Annotated in this window: 17 protein-coding genes; 11 read left to right on the forward strand and 6 right to left on the reverse strand. The window is 64.5% G+C overall.

What is annotated here, in order from left to right; genetic code table 11:
* The first annotated feature begins 42 nt into the window (after positions 1–42).
* The gene (locus tag P2T57_RS01060; RefSeq protein ID WP_276300623.1) at positions 43–474 is read left to right on the forward strand and encodes a universal stress protein; all 432 of its coding nucleotides are present in this window, start codon (positions 43–45) and stop codon (positions 472–474) included.
* On the forward strand, positions 471–2,732 hold the full coding sequence (locus P2T57_RS01065; protein ID WP_276300624.1) for an amino acid permease: 2,262 nt from the start codon (positions 471–473) through the stop codon (positions 2,730–2,732). The genes P2T57_RS01060 and P2T57_RS01065 overlap by 4 nt, the downstream gene beginning before the upstream one ends.
* A gap of 27 nt (positions 2,733–2,759) precedes the next feature.
* Here the strand turns inward: P2T57_RS01065 and P2T57_RS01070 are convergent, their stop codons facing one another.
* The 3 genes from P2T57_RS01070 to P2T57_RS01080 all read right to left on the reverse strand — a co-directional run bounded on the left by P2T57_RS01070 (position 2,760) and on the right by P2T57_RS01080 (position 4,116).
* Complete coding sequence (locus P2T57_RS01070; protein ID WP_276300625.1) at positions 2,760–3,545, reverse strand: lamin tail domain-containing protein; 786 nt, start codon at positions 3,543–3,545, stop codon at positions 2,760–2,762.
* 142 nt (positions 3,546–3,687) lie between these two features.
* On the reverse strand, positions 3,688–3,825 hold the full coding sequence (locus tag P2T57_RS01075; protein WP_276300626.1) for a hypothetical protein: 138 nt from the start codon (positions 3,823–3,825) through the stop codon (positions 3,688–3,690).
* Between the two features lie 93 nt (positions 3,826–3,918).
* Positions 3,919–4,116 (reverse strand): DUF5800 family protein, encoded by a 198-nt coding sequence (locus P2T57_RS01080; protein ID WP_276300627.1) that lies wholly within the window; start codon positions 4,114–4,116, stop codon positions 3,919–3,921.
* A gap of 114 nt (positions 4,117–4,230) precedes the next feature.
* Here P2T57_RS01080 and P2T57_RS01085 point away from each other — a divergent pair, with 114 nt between their 5' ends.
* The 7 genes from P2T57_RS01085 (at position 4,231) to P2T57_RS01115 (ending at position 11,871) form a co-directional block, all read left to right on the forward strand.
* Positions 4,231–5,184 (forward strand): polymer-forming cytoskeletal protein, encoded by a 954-nt coding sequence (locus P2T57_RS01085; protein WP_276300628.1) that lies wholly within the window; start codon positions 4,231–4,233, stop codon positions 5,182–5,184.
* 208 nt (positions 5,185–5,392) lie between these two features.
* A complete protein-coding gene (locus P2T57_RS01090) occupies positions 5,393–6,262 on the forward strand; it encodes an electron transfer flavoprotein subunit beta/FixA family protein (protein WP_276300629.1) in 870 nt (289 codons plus the stop codon).
* Between the two features lie 2 nt (positions 6,263–6,264).
* Positions 6,265–7,743, forward strand: a complete 1,479-nt coding sequence (locus P2T57_RS01095; protein ID WP_276300630.1) for an electron transfer flavoprotein subunit alpha/FixB family protein — start codon at positions 6,265–6,267, stop codon at positions 7,741–7,743.
* Between the two features lie 39 nt (positions 7,744–7,782).
* On the forward strand, positions 7,783–9,450 hold the full coding sequence (locus P2T57_RS01100) for an FAD-dependent monooxygenase (protein ID WP_276300631.1): 1,668 nt from the start codon (positions 7,783–7,785) through the stop codon (positions 9,448–9,450).
* 20 nt (positions 9,451–9,470) lie between these two features.
* Positions 9,471–9,875 carry a DUF8055 family protein gene (locus tag P2T57_RS01105; RefSeq protein WP_276300632.1) on the forward strand — a complete coding sequence of 135 codons (405 nt, stop codon included), beginning with the start codon at positions 9,471–9,473 and terminating at the stop codon, positions 9,873–9,875.
* Between the two features lie 226 nt (positions 9,876–10,101).
* Positions 10,102–10,833: a bifunctional helix-turn-helix transcriptional regulator/GNAT family N-acetyltransferase gene (locus P2T57_RS01110; RefSeq protein ID WP_276300633.1), complete on the forward strand. Its 732-nt coding sequence runs from the start codon at positions 10,102–10,104 to the stop codon at positions 10,831–10,833.
* Positions 10,834–10,941: 108 nt separating this feature from the next.
* Positions 10,942–11,871: a cation diffusion facilitator family transporter gene (locus P2T57_RS01115; RefSeq protein WP_276300634.1), complete on the forward strand. Its 930-nt coding sequence runs from the start codon at positions 10,942–10,944 to the stop codon at positions 11,869–11,871.
* 74 nt (positions 11,872–11,945) lie between these two features.
* Here P2T57_RS01115 and P2T57_RS01120 read toward each other — a convergent pair whose 3' ends face one another.
* Entirely contained in the window at positions 11,946–12,164 is a 219-nt protein-coding gene (locus P2T57_RS01120) for a dodecin family protein (RefSeq protein WP_276300635.1), read from the reverse strand.
* A 157-nt stretch (positions 12,165–12,321) separates the two neighbouring features.
* On the opposite strand from P2T57_RS01120, the gene P2T57_RS01125 reads away from it, so the two are divergent.
* Together P2T57_RS01125 and P2T57_RS01130 are read left to right on the forward strand one after the other, a co-directional pair.
* Positions 12,322–13,503, forward strand: coding sequence for a redox-regulated ATPase YchF (locus P2T57_RS01125; RefSeq protein WP_276300637.1), 1,182 nt, complete (start codon positions 12,322–12,324; stop codon positions 13,501–13,503).
* Positions 13,504–13,584: 81 nt separating this feature from the next.
* Positions 13,585–14,124 (forward strand): hypothetical protein, encoded by a 540-nt coding sequence (locus P2T57_RS01130; RefSeq protein ID WP_276300638.1) that lies wholly within the window; start codon positions 13,585–13,587, stop codon positions 14,122–14,124.
* A gap of 9 nt (positions 14,125–14,133) precedes the next feature.
* Here the strand turns inward: P2T57_RS01130 and P2T57_RS01135 are convergent, their stop codons facing one another.
* Positions 14,134–14,961: a hypothetical protein gene (locus P2T57_RS01135; protein WP_276300639.1), complete on the reverse strand. Its 828-nt coding sequence runs from the start codon at positions 14,959–14,961 to the stop codon at positions 14,134–14,136.
* Positions 14,962–15,187: 226 nt separating this feature from the next.
* Positions 15,188–16,087 carry an alpha/beta fold hydrolase gene (locus P2T57_RS01140; protein WP_276300640.1) on the reverse strand — a complete coding sequence of 300 codons (900 nt, stop codon included), beginning with the start codon at positions 16,085–16,087 and terminating at the stop codon, positions 15,188–15,190.
* Between the last annotated feature and the right edge of the window lie 64 nt (positions 16,088–16,151).

Here is a 16,151-nt window from a genome sequence, read left to right on the forward strand (position 1 = left end):
AGATGGGGAATCATTTTAGCCTCCACGCGGGAATGCCCTCGTATGACTCACTCTGACTCCGAATCGAAACTACTCTCGCACGTCCTCGTCCCCGTGGCGGACGAGGAGGACGCGCGATTGTCGGCGCGAGAACTCGCGCCGTACAGTCCCGAGCGAGTGACTGCCCTGCACGTCGTGGAGAAGGGCGAGGGCGTGCCGGACAAGACGCCGGTCGAGCAGTCCGAGCAACTCGCCGAGGACGCATTCACGGCGATTCGGGAAACCTTCCCGGACGCCGACGAAGAAACCGCCTACCGGCGTGACGTGGTGCAGGCCATCCTCGACGTGGCCGACGAGTTGGACGCGAGCGCCATCGCCTTCCGGCCGCGCCGGAGCGGGCGACTCGTCCGCCTTCTCTCCGGCGACCGAACGACCAAGTTGGTGACACAGGCCGACCGACCGGTAATCGCACTACCCCGAGGGGAGGACGGATGACATCGGGTGACGAGGAGCTGGCCAAAGACCTCGGTCTCCTCGCGGCGCTGACCATCGGCGTCGGGACCATGATTGGAGCCGGCATCTTTGTCCTGCCGGGGCAGGCGGCCGCGGCGGCCGGACCCGCGGTGGCGCTGTCGTTCGTGGTCGGCGGCGTCATCTCGCTGTTCACCGCGCTGTCGGCGTCGGAACTCGGCACCGCGATGCCGAAGGCGGGCGGCGGGTACTACTACATCAACCACGCACTCGGTCCGCTGTTCGGGTCGGTCGCCGGATGGGGCAACTGGATGGGGCTGGCGTTCGCCAGCGCGTTCTACACCCTCGGATTCGGCGAGTACCTCGCTACCTTCCTCCCGATTCCGGCCGTCGGACTCGGCGTGATTACGCTCTCGTCCTTCCAAATCGGGGCGCTCCTCGCTGGGGCGACGTTCATCGCGGTCAACTACGTCGGTGCGAAGGAGACGGGTCGCCTGCAGGTGTTCATCGTCGTCACGCTGGTGGGCATCCTCACGCTGTTCTCCGCGCTGGGGTTCCTACAGGCCGACCTCTCGACGCTGAGGCCGTTCTTCCCGGCCGAGACCGGCGGTGCGACTGCGATTCTCCCCGCGACCGGACTCGTGTTCGTCTCCTTCCTCGGGTTCGCCAAGATTACCACCGTCGCCGAGGAGTTGAAGAATCCGGGTCGGAACCTGCCGCTCGCAGTAGTCGGGAGCGTCGTCATCGTGACGGTGATGTACGCCATCATCATGGTGGTCCTGATGGGCGTCATCAACTGGCGACAGTTGAGTCCCGAGTTCACCAAGACGCCGGTTCTCGACGTGGCCGAAATCTCGTTCGGCGCGTTCGGTCTCGGCGCGATTGGGGTCGGACTGCTGACGTTCGCCGGGCTGTTGGCGACCGCATCCAGCGCGAACGCCTCGATTCTGGCGTCGTCGCGCATCAACTTCGCTATGGGTCGGGACAAACTCATCAGCGCGAAACTCAACGACATCCACCCCAAGTTCGCCACCCCCTACCGGAGCATCGCGGTCACGGGCGGCCTCATCCTGCTGTTCATCGTCGTCGGCGACGTGAAGACGCTGGCGAAGGCCGGGAGCGTCCTCCACCTCATCGTCTACGGCCTGCTGAACGTCGCGCTCATCGTGATGCGCGAGTCCGACGACCCCGAGTATCAACCCGACTTCAAGGTGCCGCTGTATCCGTTCGTCCCGATACTCGGCGCGTTGACCTCGTTCGGCCTCATCGCGTTCATGAAGCCCATCGAAATCGGACTGTCGCTCGTCTTCGTCGTGGGCGGCATCGTCTGGTACTTCGCCTACGGCAAGTCCCGGACCGACAAGCAGGGCCGCCTCTCGAATCTGGTCCTCTCGCGGAGCGACGAGATGCCCGACTCGGCGGTGTCGGCCGCGACGTCCATCAAACCCGACGGCGGCCAGTACCGGGTGATGGTGCCGCTGGCCAACCCCGAACACGAGAAGGACCTCATCACGCTGGCGAGCGCCGTGGCCAAACAGCGTAACGGGGTGCTGGACGCGGTTCACGTCATCACGGTGCCCGACCAGACGCCACTGTCGCACGCCGCCGACCATCTCGACGAACACGAGGAGAACTACCACGAGATTCTGGACGAGGCCCAACGTGACGCCGAGACGTTCGGCGTGGACGTGGAAACCCACACCATCGTCTCCCACCGGTCGTTCGAGGAGATTTTCTCGGCGGCCGAGGCCCACGACGCCGACCTCGTGGTGATGGGATGGGGCGACGACTCCCACGGGTCGCCCGGTCGAGTCGAGAGCGCGATGGACGACCTCGGGATGGACCTCCCGAGCGACTTCCTCGTGCTGAAAGACCGCGGGTTCGACCCCGAGCGAGTGCTGGTGCCCACCGCGGGCGGTCCCGACTCGGACCTCAGCGCCGAAATCGCCAAACTCCTACAGGACACCTACGACTCGGAGGTCACGCTCCTGCACGTCGCCGACGACGCCGCGGAGGGTGAGGCGTTCCTCGAAGAGTGGGCGGCCGACCACGGCCTCGAAGACGCCGAGCGCCGGGTCGAAACCGGCGACGTGGAGGGCGCAATCGAACGCGCCGCTGAGGACTCCTCGATGGTCATCATCGGCGCGACCGAGCGAGGCCTGCTGTCGCGTCTGGTCGGCGGGTCGCTGGTCCTCGACGTGGTAGAAGACGTGGACTGCTCGGTCCTGCTGGCCGAGAGCGCCCACGAGCGAGGCATCGTAGACCGACTGTTCGGCCGGTAAACCGGTCGAAAAGCGGATTTCGTTTTTTCAGTATGACTCCCGAATCGCGCGCCGGTCTTCGTCGTCACGGACCGTCAGCACGTCGCCGGTGTTCTTCCAAATGGCGCGCTCGGACCCCCAGTAGAGGTCCCGGTCGGTGTCCTCGCCCGACCCCGAGTGGAGCGTCACAGCCTTCCGGGGGTCGAGGACGAACTTCTCGGGGAACTCGTAGGTCGTCTCGTCGCTGTTTGCGACGGTCCACCCGGTGAGGTCGAGCGGTTCGTCGGCCTCGTTCCGGAAGACCAGATACTCGTCGTTCTTGTTCCAGTGGTCGTAGCCGCGGGCGTCCTCGTGGATTTCGTCCACGGCGAGGCCGACGGTGAGTCGGGGCGTCGGTTGCGGTTCCTCGGACGCGGACTCGTCGTCGGAGTCGTCCGTCGATTCGGACGCCGACTCGTCGGCCGCTCCGGCATCCGGAATCGGTTCGGACCCGACCGCGACCACCGACACGTCCGCGTCGGGGACCTCGGCCACGCCGGTTTCGGCCCGCCGGACGAACCGATTGAAGTAGCTCCGCTCGCCGTTTTGCTTCTCGCGCTGGTACCGGAGTGCGAGATTGGCGGTCTCGAACTTCTCGAAGAAGGCGTCCCACTCGACGGCTTCGAGGTTCCTGTCGGGTTCCTCCTCGGGAAAGTCGAACCGCAGAATCCCGAGGTCGTCGTCCCCGCCGGTGCCGACGACGTGCGCCGGTTCGCCGTCGCGGTCCTCGACCCACTCGCGTATCTCGTCGTGGTCTGTCGTGGTTCTGCTCGCCCACGGTTTGGTCTCTGTCATTCCCATCCCCGCAGAGAGGGCAACCGCGAGCCGCTTATGTATTCTCCCTCAGAAATAAATATGCGCTTCTCAGAAACAATTTGTAATGTATGGGAAACATCTAGATTGCTAAGAGAAAGGAAGATATTTCTTTTCCGATGCGTCAGCCGAGCGCGACGAACACCGCGTAGGGGACGACGAAGAGGGCGACGAACATCGCCAGCAGAATCGCGCCGTAACCGGCGAACGTTCCGAACGCGGTCAGCCACGAGGGGTGGTCGAAGTCGGCGGGCAGGTTCATACTCGATACGTTCGGCCAGCGGACCTTAATCCTACCTGAAGCGCCGCGGCCGACTCGGGCGAGTCGGCCGCGGAGCGCCCTCGGAGTCGGGAGTCACCGGATGATGTCGCCGATGCGCCGGGCCTCGCCCGAGATGTCGGGGTCCTTCTCCACGATGCGCAGGACCTCGTGGTCGGTCACGTCGAAGTAGTTCTTCCCGGTCGCTCCCTCGATGAGGTCCTTCGAGAGTCGGAACTCGGTCCCCTCGTACACCACGTCCACGCCGTCTTCTTCGAAGGCGAGCGTCGTCATACCCCGCCGTTTGGCCCCGCCATTTAAAAACCCATCCGAACCGCGCCGAGGAGTGTTCGTTTTGTGGTGCATGTCTGACGGAAGTTTATTAGGACTGACGTGGAACTTACCCGTGTGCCACTCGGTTCGGACCCGCTCGACGAACTCGCCATCCCCGACGGAACGACCGTCGAGGAGCACGACTTAGTGACCGACGGTGACGTCATCGTCGGCGGACAGAGTACCGTGGAGTTCGGGGTCCGAGGACACAACGTCATCGCGGGCGAGCGAGTCCAGTTCGGCGGCCACATCGAGGCCGAGGCCGACTGTCGCCTCGACATGTGGTCGGACGTGCAGGACAACGTGCTGGTCGGCCGGGATGCCTACCTCGGCGAGCGAGTCCACGTCGGCGGCCGCCTGATGGTCAGCGGTGACCTCGACATCGGTGACGACGTGGACATCGAGGAGGGTTTCGAGGCCAACGGCTGGATTGTCATCCGCAACCCCATGCCGACCATCGTCTTCGTCTTCGTCTACCTCCAGCAACTCCTCCAAATCGGCGAGGAGGAGGCCGCCGAAGAAGTCGTCTCGGACCTTCTCGAAAGCGAGGAAGTCGAGGCCGACCCCGTAGTCGTCCCCCGGAACGGCCACGTCTCGGACGACTCGTGGCGGGTCTCGACCCCCGCGACCATCGGCGACGACTGCCGACTCCACGGCAACATCCGCGCCGAATCCATCGAGGTCGGCCAGCGCAACGACGTGTTCGGCAGTCTCCGCGCTCGGGGCGACATCTCGGTCGGCGAACACACTGTCATCCACGGCGACGTGACCACCCGGAGCGGGACGGTCGAACTTGCCGACGACGTGGAGGTCCGGGGCGACGTGTCCTGCGAGGACCTCCATTTCCACGAGGGGGCAATCGTGGACGGAACCATGCGCGCCAGCGGCGAGATGTCGATGGTCAAGGCCGGAACGCACGAACACATCGCGGCCGACGGCGACGGCGGCCGGAAGCGGTTCCACGGCGACGCCGAAGACGGGAACGGCGCGAACGCGGGGACGGAGAACACGTCCGAAGGCGGCGAGTAAATCGCCCGTCCCAGAAGGACACGGACCTGTCATTTTCGACGTTCGTTCGAGTGCGCGACCGCTCTCCGACGAGTTCGACAGTCGCCCGCCGGTTTTTACCGATGCTGTCCGAACCTGAGTAGTTCGGGCCGGGGTTAATGTAATAAACATTGACGATGATATACTGACGACGTATGGGAGAGAGACTCACTCTAGGACGGTGGTGTCGATGCACTCGGTAGTGCTGACGAAGGGCGTACCCGACTTCCGGGAGGGACAGGTGTCGTTCGACGAGGACGGCCACCTCGAACGCGGTGCGACCCCCACGGTGATGAACCCGAACGACGAGTTCGCGCTTCAGGCCGCGCTCCAGACCAAGGTCAAGCACGGCGGGACGGTCAGCGTGATGAGCATGGGACCGCCGGGCTACGAGAGCGTGCTGGAGGAGGCCATGGGCGTCTACGCCGACGACCTCTATCTCCTGTCGGACCGCGAGATGGCGGCGGCAGACACGTGGTCCACCGCCATCACGCTCTCGGCGGGCATCGAGAAGATAGGCGAGGGCGATGGTGAATCGAACGAACCAGACCTTATTTTCGCGGGGTTCAAGACCGCAGACGGCGAGACCGGCCAGACCGGTCCCCAGACTTGCTGGTGTCTGGACCGGCCAATCGTGACCCACGTCATCGCGCTCGACGTGGACGACGAGAACGACAAAATCCGCGCAAAGCGCCTCGTGGAGGGCGACGTGGACGAAATCGAAACCGTCGAGGCCCCCTTGCCCGCGTTCGTCGTGACCGACCCCGAGTTCGAACCCTCCTACCGGCGGGCCGAACACCGACTGCGCCACAAGCAACTCAAGGCCGAGACCGACGAGCGCGTCGAGGAGTACGAAAATCACCTCACGTCGTGGAGCGCCGACGAGTTGGAACTCGACCCCGATTTCATCGGTCTCGATGGCTCGCCGACCATCGTCTCGGGCGTGGACCCCATCCCGAAGGCTCCCTCCGAGCGCGAGGCCACGATGATAACTCCCGGCGACGAGGAGGGCATGGAACAGGTGCTTGACGAGATGCGACCCCTCGCGGGAGGTGACTGAGCGTGGCCGAAAATCCCGACCTCGACCCGAGCGACTACACCGTGGACGAACTGGAAGACGAACTCGCGGCGATAGACGACCCCGACGAACTCGACGCGGTGCTGGCGGCCGAACAGGACGGGAAGGACCGGAAAACCGCCAAGGAGGCCATCCGGGACCGAATCGAGAAGTTGGAGGACCGACCGGAACCAGACGACCGAATCGAGGAAGACGCCAGTTACGAGGTCGAGACCCAGACCCGCGACAAGAAGCACGTCCGGGCGCTGAAGGGCGGCGAGTACGAGGACATGTGGGTCTACTGCGAGACCCAAGCCGGGGAACTGCTCGACGTGTCCAAGGAGATGCTCGGCAAGGCCCGCGAGTTGATGGACGACTACAACGACGAGTACGAATCGGAGCGCGTCGTCGGCGTCCTCGTCGGCGATGGCGAAGTCACCGACCTCACGGACGAGGTACTCGCCTACGGCGCGGACGTAGCAATCTACCACGAGGACCCGCGGTTAGAGCGATTCCGCCACAAGCCCTACACCGAAATCGTCTCGGATATGGCCCGCGGGGGTGCCGACCCGCCGAACTGGGCCACCGGAAATCCCGGCACCGAACCGACCGCCGAGTGGCGCGACTACGACAAGCCACGGTACTTCCTCTTTCCGGCGACCAACAACGGCCGGGACCTCTCGGCGCAGGTGCAGGCCGAACTCGACTCGGGCCTCGCCTCTGACTGCTCGGGCCTGTTCATCGAGGAGGAACTCGTTTCGAACCCGGTCAAGACCGGCGAACCCGGCGAGAAGGTCGAGTTCGAGCGCGTCCTCCACATGAAGCGCCCGGACTTCTCGGGGTTCGAGTACTCGACCATCCTCTGTCTGGACAACCCCGGCCGGGAGTTCCACCCGCAGGGGTGTTCGGTGATTCCGGGGAGTTTCGACCCCATCGAACCGGATTACGAGAAGGAGGGCGAAGTGGTCGAACACGACCTGCACCTCGAAGACGACTGGTTCCGGGTGGCCGTGACCGACTTCGACAGACTGGACGAGGGCGTCGATTTGACCGGCCACGAGGTCGTCGTGGCGCTCGGTCGAGGCATCGGCGACGACCCGACCGAAGGCATCGAGTTGGGTCTCGATTTGGTCGAGACCTTCGACGACGCCGCGTTCGGTCTCTCCCGAGGAGTCGTCACGGCGTCCTACGACCTCGACGGGCACGTCGCCCAGTACGTCACCGAGGAGCGCCAAATCGGCGAGACTGGCCAAATCGTCCAACCGACCCTCTACATCGCGGCCGGTATCTCGGGCGCGGTCCAGCACAAGGTGGGGATGGACGAGTCCGACACCATCGTCGCCATCAACACCGACACCGACGCCCGGATTCGGGACTTCAGCGACTACTTCATCGAAGGCGACCTGTTCGACGTGCTTCCCCGCCTCACCGAGTCGGTCGAGGCGGGCGAACTGACCATGAAAGCGGAGGCCAGCGATGACTGACAAGCGGAACGAGACTGACCAGCACGACGGAGACCAGCGATGACTGACGAGTACGAACACTACGAGGCGGTCGTGGTCGGGGCCGGACCCGGCGGGGCCGCCGCCGGGGCGGTACTGGCGCGAAACGACGTGGAGACCCTCGTCCTCGAACGCGGGGTCGAAGCCGGGTCGAAGAACGTGACTGGGGGTCTCATCTACGCCGAGGAGTCCGCGCCCTACACCATCGACGGCCTGTTCCCGGAGTTCCGCGAGCAGGCAACCGAGCGCCCGGTCACCGACTACTACCTCCACAACGTGGCGGGCGAGCAGGTCGAGACCTTCGACATCACCGACCTCCACGAACACGACACCGAGTGGTCCGACGCGGTACTTCGCCGGAAGATGGACTCGTGGATGGCCGACCGAGTTCACGAGATGACCAGCGAGACCGGCGGCGGCCTCCTGACCGACGTGCGAGTGAACGGCCTCCTGCGGGACGGCGGCGAGATTGTCGGCGTCACCTGCGACGAACTCGACCCGATTCGGGCCGACCTCGTGGTTGCGGCGGATGGCGTGAACTCGGAGTTGGCCCGCGACGCGGGACTGATGGACTGGGAGGACCCCGACGAGTGGTTCCAAGGCGTGAAAGCGGTCGTGGACGTGCCCCCCGAGGTCATCGCCGAGCGATTCGGCGTCGGCGACGACGAGGGCGAGGCCCACCTGTTCTCGGGCGACCTGTTCGAGGACGTGCGGGGCGGCGGGTTCGTCTACACCAACGAGGACAGTCTCTCGATTGGGTCGGTCTTCCACCTCGATAGCATCGTGGAACAGGAGGCCGAACCCCACCGACTGCTGGACAACCTGCTGACCCACCCCCTGATGGCCGACTGGCTTGAGGGCCACTACGACGAAGTGGAGTACAGCGCCAAGTTGGTCCCCGACTCGAAGAAGGCGGCCCACCCCGCGCCACACCGCGGTCGCTTGCTGGTCGTCGGCGACGCCGCGGGCCAGATGCAGGCCCAAGGTCCCATCATCAAGGGGATGAACCACGCCGTGAGTGCTGGCGCGCTGGCCGGCGAGGCCTTCGCCGAGGCTAAACTGCGGGGCGACCCGGATAAGGCGGGCGAACTCTACGAGCAGAAACTCCGCACCGAGGGCATCATGGGCAAGTTGCGGCCGAAGGGGTATCAGGTCGCCAGCGCGCTCGGCGAACACGACGCCGTGACCGAGGTGGCCGACTCCCTGCTCACGTCGTCGGTGGGTCGCCTCGGCGTGCGACTGGCCGGGGGTCTCCTCGAAGACCTCTACTCGTCGCCGACCCTCTCCCAAATCGTGCCCGACACCCAGACGCCCTACGTCACCCTGCCGACCGTCATCGCCGAGGAGTTGGGCGAGCGCGTCTCGGGCGAGGCCGACTACGAACCCAAGGACCTCGCCACCCGAATCGGCGACCTGACCTACGATACCGACGTGGGCAATCCCCACATCGAACTCCGGGACAATTCGATGGAGGCCAGCGGCGCGGCGGTGTACGCCTGCCCGGTCAGCGCCGAGGACTTCGGCGGCGGGTGCTACCGGGCCGAGACGGTCAAAACCAACGGCTCGGACGAGAAGCGCGTCAGCCTCGACACTCAGCCCTGCGTCGAGTGCGGCACCTGCGCGGTGGTCGCCGACACCGACTGGGAACACCCCCGCGGCGGCAAGGGCGTCGAGTACAAGGAAGGGTGAGCGATGGGAAGCGAACCGCGATGAGCGACTACCGAAGACGAATCGAGGTCCTCGCCGAACAGGCCCGCGACGACCGCCGGGCGTTCGACCCGCCCGACGACCCGCCGGACGAGGAGCGCGCCGTCGAGTTCGCCCGAGACGGCGTGGGCGAGGTGGTCTCGGTCTACGTCGAGGCCCGAACCGGCGAGTTCGCGCCGCTCGACAGCGACGAGATGGCGGCGATGGAGCGGGCGGTCAACGACTGGTTAGCCCTCTACGCCCGGTGTCACGGCCGGGAAATCGACCCGGACTGCACGGTCCGAGCGGCCGCCGAGGCCGTCATCGAGACCCGCGACGTGGTGGAGAGCGCGCGACTCCTGACGGGCGTTCCGGACCGCGACGCCGACCGTGAGGCCGGTGTCGCGTGGCGGGTGAAAAGTCGGTAGGTGGGTGCGAAGGCGGTAGGCGGGCGCAAGGTCAATAGGCGAGTGGAAGGTCGGGAGGCGGGCACTCGGCGGACTCACCGTTCCGCCCGAGGCAATTGTATAGATATTGGAAGAAAATAAAATGAAGCCTCAAAGAAATTTATAGTTGTCTCTGCTCCCGGTCACCTACCCAACACCCCAAACGCGAGAAAGGACTAAGTGGCCACGGAGTGTGTTATCATTGAACATGAAATTCTCCGAAACGCTGGAGTTCGGCCACGAGGACCGCAAGCGAATCTACGAGTACGTCGAGAGCCACGGCGAGGTCGATTTCGAGGAGGCCCGCGATGTCCTCCACGTAGACCCCGGCGGGTTCCGCCACCACGTCGCCATCCTCAAGCGCGACGGCTATCTCGAAGAACGCGACGGGATGCTTCGGGCCGCCTTCGAGGAGGGCACGGCCGAGGAGTACGAAGTCGACGACGTGGAGTTCGTCGTCCGGCCCGCCCGCCAAGACGACCTCTCGGGCATCGTCGGCGCGATTCGCCGGGTCGCCGAGCAGGGAAGCTACATCGTCGCCGAGAGCGTGGCCGACGAAATCGACCACGACGACGCCCTGCTCCGGCACAACGAAATCGAGTCCCGGATGTTCTTCGTCGCCACCGTCGGCGACGACGTGGTGGGGTGGGTCCACCTCTACGCGCCGGAACTCGACAAGTTGGCCCACACCGCCGAACTGACCGTGGGCGTGCTGGACGACTATCAGGGACTGGGCATCGGGAGCCACCTGCTGGAACGCGGACTGGAGTGGGCCGCGTCGAACGGCTACGAGAAGGTCTACCAGAGCGCGCCCTCGACCAACGAGTACGCCATCGAGTTCCTGAAAGCGCAGGGCTGGGAGACCGAGGCGGTCCGCGAGGACCACTACAAAATCGACGGCGAGTACGTGGACGAAGTGATGATGGCGGTGGAGTTGTAATCACAGCTGTCCCCCCGACAAAAAGAAATTTAGATTCAATCTAAAACACCGTTAGAGGCGGCTAATGGTGGTTCTTAAGGAGTTTGAGCGGGACGTTGTACTCACTCGATGTCCGACCGAAGAACCGCCTTCCTCGAAGCGTCGTGGGTCAACGTCGCGTCGAACCTCCTCAAAATCGTCGTGGAGGGGGCGCTCGGCGTCTTTTCGGGAAGCCTCGCGCTCACCGCCGACGCCGCCCACTCGGTTGCGGACCTGCTGGCCAGCGGCGTGGTACTCGTCTGGGGTCGGTTCGCGTTCGAGAACCCCGACGAGACCCACCCGCACGGCCACGAGCGATTCGAACCGCTGAGCGCGCTGTTCGTCGGCGGCGTCCTCGTCCTCCTCGGTCTCAAACTGCTGGTCGATTCCGGGAAGTCGCTTCTGGCCGGGCCGGAGGCCGAGTACAGCGTCGTCCTCGTCGCCGGACTCGGCTTCGCGCTCCTCGACCGACTCGGCTGTTACTGGTACACCGTCCGGGTGAACCGTCGCGTCCAGTCGTCCAGCCTGCGCGCGCTCGCCGCCGACAGCCTCAACGACATCTACACCACGCTGGCGGCGTTCGCCGGCGTCGCCGGCATGGCGCTCGGCTACCCGATTCTCGACCCCATCGCCGGGGGCGTCGTCAGCCTCCTCGTCGTGTATCAGGGCGTCGAAATCTCCCGCGAGAACATCGACTACCTCGTGGACCGCGCGCCGCCCGAGGACCACCAGCGACGAATCCGGTCTCGGATTCGAGACCACCCCGAGGTCTACGGCGTCCACGACTTCGCGGCCTACTACTCGGGGCAGGTCGTGGAAGTCGAGTTCCACGCCGAAATCGAGTCCGACCGCACGGTCCGCGAGGCCCACGAAATCGAGTCCGACCTCCGCCAGCGCGTCCGGGAAGTCGAGTCAGTCGAGGACGTTCACGTCCACCTCGACCCCGCCGGCCTCGGCGAGTGGAAGGACGCCGCCGACCGCCCGTCGGCGACGGGACGCGGGGAACGCACTGGGTCGTGACGCGCTTTCGAGACGAGAACCCGCGAAACCGGCCCGAAAAGAACCCGACGACCGCGGACGCTCGCGTCGTTGCGCTACTGGGACTCCTGCTGTTCGTGGACCGGGAAGGCGACTTCGACGGTGGTCTTGTACTCCTGAATCTGGCCGTTCTCCACGTCGGCCGTCCAGTCCTCGACTTCGACGCCGTGGATGTCGTCGATGGTCTTGCTGGCTTGGTCCACTGCTTCTTGGGCCGCTTGCTCCCAGCCCTCGTCTGAGGTGCCGAGGACTTTGATGATTTTTACTGCCGTCATGGCCAGCGGCACTACGACGGGATGTGAGTAGCGTCTTGTGGCCGCGCTACGGTGACGACGTGAGGCGGTCAGAATCGGGAATGGTCGAACGACGACGTGCGAACCGCGGACTCGAAGAACCGAAAGGGGCTTTTCTTCGACGCCGGTATCTCCTAGCATGATTTCCATCGCGCTGGCGGGCAAGCCCAACGCGGGCAAGTCAACCTTCTACAAGTCTGCGACTATGGCCGACGTGGATGTGGCTAACTACCCGTTCACGACCATCGACGCCAACCGCGGCGTCAGTCACGTCCGAACCGACTGCCCCTGTCTCGAACGCGACGAGCGGTGCAGAGACGAGAACTGCCACGACGGCAAGCGATACGTCCCCATCGAACTGCTGGACGTGGCCGGCCTCGTCCCCGGTGCCCACGAGGGCAAGGGCCTCGGCAACCAGTTCTTGGACGAGTTGACCAACGCCGACGCAATCGTCAACGTCGTGGACGCCTCCGGCGGGACCAACGAGGAGGGCGAACCGGTCGAAGTCGGCACCTACGACCCGGTAGAGGAAGTGGACTTCATCGAGGAGGAGATGGACCAGTGGCTGGCAAGCATCATCGACCGCAACTGGGAATCGGTCGAGCGCAAGTCCCGGTCGCCGGACTTCGACATCGACGACGCGCTGGCCGACATGCTGACCGGATTCGGCGCGACGGAGGCCGACGTGGCCGCCAGCCTCCGGGAAATCGAGTACCCCGAGGACCCCATCCAGTGGACCGACGACCACCGGGAAGCCCTCGCCAGAGACGTTCGCGCCCGGACCAAGCCCATCATCCTCGTGGCGAACAAGGCCGACATCGCGCCGCCGGAGAACATCGAGCGCCTCAAGGAGACCGGCAAGCCCGTGATTGCGGCCACCGCCGAGGGCGAGTTGGCCCTCCGACAGGCCGAGAACGCGGGGGCCATCGACTACAATCCCGGCGACGACGACTTCGAGATTCTGGGCGACCTCTCCGACGAGCAGTCCGCGGGCCTCGACCAGATTCGAGAGGTCATGCAGGAGTGGGGCGGCACGGGAGTTCAGGAGGCGCTCAACACCGCGGTCTACGACCTGCTGGACCAGATTACGGCCTACCCGGTCCAGAACGAATCGAAGTGGACCGACGCGAAGGGTAACGTCCTGCCCGACGCCTTCTTGCTACGGCGCGGTTCGACGCCCACGGACTTGGCCTACGCGGTCCACTCCGACATCGGCGACGGCTATCTGCACGCCGTGAACGGGAAGACGAATCGGGAGATTAGCGACGACTACGAACTGGAGGAGGGCGACGTGGTGAAAATCGTGAGTACCGCCAAGTAGCCCGGTCGGTCTGCTAACACCGCCTCGGAGACGACCGAAAACTTACACGATGCTTTTGGCTGTTCCCGTCGCACAGCGTCTATGGCATCCGTCGATTCCGACCTCGCAAACGAACTCTCTCACCACGACGATTACTTCACTGCCCGCGAACTCGTCCGGTACCTCGAACGCCACCACACCGTCGAGGGGCCGGGCGTCCCCGGCGACCTGCTGGAGGCCTACGCCGACGAGTTGGAGTACGACCGCGACCGGTTCGACTCGTCGCTGGAGAACCGACTCACCGACGCCCGGTCGTGGCAGTCCGGCGAGCGACTCTACCGAATCGGCGACAACGTGAGCATCTACCCCCAGTCGTGGCACGAGCGACTTGCCGACACGACAGACCTCGCTGAGTACGTCGAGGTCATGCTCGAAAGCGTTCGAGCGCCCGAGGGAGTCGAAATCGAGCGCGAGGACCTCGGCGTCTCGCAGGAGGACCTGCTGACCGCGGCCGAAATCATCGGCGAGATGGACCGCGCCGAGGCCCGGAGACTCCTGAAGAATCAGCGTCTAGAGGGGTCTATCGTGATGTACGCCTTCCAGAACCCCGAGGAGGTCGTTCGGCTTCCCGAGAACAAATGAGGTCTCGGACTACCAGCACCCGCTGTAGGCGTCGCTGTCCTCGCGGATTTGGTAGCCGTACTGGTCGGTTCGGCCTTCTTGGGTGAAGGTGAACGAGACCGACCCCGACGAGGTGAAACTGACGCTCTCGACCTTCGCGTCTTTCCACATGTCCCAGTAGGACGCCTCGACGCCGCGCTCTTGGTCGGTCGTGAGCAGTTGGGCCTTACAGCCGACGTAGTAGTCTTTCGTCCCACACGTGCCGAGACCGCAGGACTTGCCGTCCTTCCACGACCAGTCCACGCCGTTGAGTGCTTCCTTTTCGAGGCTGAGGTTGCTCATGTCGCTGTCGTGGTACGCCGAGTCCTGTTCGTACCGGAAGTGGTGGTCGGCCCACCCGATGCTGTGCTGGTCGGGACCGCCCTCGCCGCGGCCGTACTCCGAATCTACCGTGATGTAGAAGTCGAAGTAGGCGTAGGGGTCGCCCGAGGTACAGGAGTCGTAGTAGTAGGTCAGCGTCAGGTCGGTCGAGATGGCGTCGGAACTCCAGTTCTGGGTGGAGGGAGCGTCGGCCTCGAACGACGCCGGCGTGAACGACATCCGCTTGTTTGCGAAGTAGTCGGCGCGCTTCGAGAGGAACTGCTTGAACCGTCGCTGGCTTCCGGTCCGGTCCCGGACGCTGAGGGCCTGCTGGTGAACTCGGTCGGCGCGCTCGCTGTTGGTCGGTTGTCCGTCGTTGGCACTGACGATTCCGGGGACGACGCCGGTTGCGACCGCTGTGGTCCCAACCCGGAGCAGATTCCGTCGGGAGGTGGTCGGCTTCCGGTCCGATTCGTTCCGAGTATCGCTGTCAGACATGAATGTTTAATAACACGATAAGAACTTAAAATTTTCTAGTATAAATATTTGATTCTATATATTTGTCAACCCGTTCGGCGAGTCGGGCGTGAACGAGCGGGTCATGGTTGGGAGCTGAAAAGGGAGTTCGAAAGCAACTAAATTATGTTCTAGAGACAGCATCGGATTTCTTTTAGACATATTCATCCACTTCAAGTAGCAGACCAACGGACGACCGACGAGGAGGCTAGCTACTCCCGAAGAACTCGACCAGCGACTCGGACACCGCCTCGGCCTCGTCGTGCTGGACCCAGTGGGTGGCCTCGGGGAATCGCTCGACTCGCAGGTCGGGCACCCACCGGTCCAAGTCTTCGGTCAGGTGGACGCTCAGCGCGTCGTCCCGTTCACCCCACAGAAGCAGGGTCGGCGCGTCCACGTCGAGGGTTCGACTTCCCCGGCCGACCAGTCGCTTGGCCTCGCTGGCGAGGTTCTCCCGAAAGAGCGCCCGATAGTAGTTGATGGCGGCGGTCAGCGCACCCGGCCGGGAGGCGGCCGCTCGATACCGCCGGAGGTCGTCGTCGCTGAAGGTGTCGGGCGTCGCCGTCTCGCGGAACAGCGTTTCGACTCTGGCGGCGTCCTGTGCGCCAAGCCACGCCTCCGGAAGCCACGGAATCTGGAAGGCCATCGCGTACCACGACCGCTTCCACTGCTCGGCGTTTCTGGCGAGTTCCCGGCGGTAGGCCGCCGGATGGGGCGCGTTCAGCACCGCCAGTTGCTCGACGACCTCGGGGTGGCGAATCGCTACCTCCCACGCGACCACCCCACCCCAGTCGTGGCCGACGACGCGGGCCTCGTCGCGGTCGAAGTGTTCGATAAGATTTGCCACGTCCTCGGCTAACTCCTCTGTCCGGTAGCTTCGGACGCCGTGGGGCTTCTCCGACCGGTTGTACCCCCGCATGTCAGGGGCGACGACGCGGTACCCGGCGTCTGCCAGCGCCGGAATCTGTTCGCGCCACGAGTACCAGAACTCGGGGAACCCGTGTAGCAGAACCACGAGCGGGTCGTCGTCGTCTCCAGCCGTGACGTAGTGGAGTCGCACGTCGCCGACGATAGCCTGCTCGTGCGTCCACGGGCCTTCAATTTCCATATTCTAGACATATAAGCAGACGCGATTAAGTCTTTATGTCAAAATATAATATTATTTATAATGT

The organism is Halorussus lipolyticus (genome assembly GCF_029338375.1).
Lineage (GTDB): Archaea > Halobacteriota > Halobacteria > Halobacteriales > Haladaptataceae > Halorussus > Halorussus lipolyticus.

Coding starts and splice junctions, on each gene's coding strand:
- P2T57_RS01060 (WP_276300623.1), top strand. CDS start 43: ATGACTCACTCTGACTCCGAATCGAAACTACTCTCGCACGTCCTCGTC.
- P2T57_RS01065 (WP_276300624.1), top strand. CDS start 471: ATGACATCGGGTGACGAGGAGCTGGCCAAAGACCTCGGTCTCCTCGCG.
- P2T57_RS01070 (WP_276300625.1), bottom strand. CDS start 3,545: ATGACAGAGACCAAACCGTGGGCGAGCAGAACCACGACAGACCACGAC.
- P2T57_RS01075 (WP_276300626.1), bottom strand. CDS start 3,825: ATGAACCTGCCCGCCGACTTCGACCACCCCTCGTGGCTGACCGCGTTC.
- P2T57_RS01080 (WP_276300627.1), bottom strand. CDS start 4,116: ATGACGACGCTCGCCTTCGAAGAAGACGGCGTGGACGTGGTGTACGAG.
- P2T57_RS01090 (WP_276300629.1), top strand. CDS start 5,393: ATGCACTCGGTAGTGCTGACGAAGGGCGTACCCGACTTCCGGGAGGGA.
- P2T57_RS01100 (WP_276300631.1), top strand. CDS start 7,783: ATGACTGACGAGTACGAACACTACGAGGCGGTCGTGGTCGGGGCCGGA.
- P2T57_RS01105 (WP_276300632.1), top strand. CDS start 9,471: ATGAGCGACTACCGAAGACGAATCGAGGTCCTCGCCGAACAGGCCCGC.
- P2T57_RS01110 (WP_276300633.1), top strand. CDS start 10,102: ATGAAATTCTCCGAAACGCTGGAGTTCGGCCACGAGGACCGCAAGCGA.
- P2T57_RS01115 (WP_276300634.1), top strand. CDS start 10,942: ATGTCCGACCGAAGAACCGCCTTCCTCGAAGCGTCGTGGGTCAACGTC.
- P2T57_RS01120 (WP_276300635.1), bottom strand. CDS start 12,164: ATGACGGCAGTAAAAATCATCAAAGTCCTCGGCACCTCAGACGAGGGC.
- P2T57_RS01125 (WP_276300637.1), top strand. CDS start 12,322: ATGATTTCCATCGCGCTGGCGGGCAAGCCCAACGCGGGCAAGTCAACC.
- P2T57_RS01130 (WP_276300638.1), top strand. CDS start 13,585: ATGGCATCCGTCGATTCCGACCTCGCAAACGAACTCTCTCACCACGAC.
- P2T57_RS01135 (WP_276300639.1), bottom strand. CDS start 14,961: ATGTCTGACAGCGATACTCGGAACGAATCGGACCGGAAGCCGACCACC.
- P2T57_RS01140 (WP_276300640.1), bottom strand. CDS start 16,087: ATGGAAATTGAAGGCCCGTGGACGCACGAGCAGGCTATCGTCGGCGAC.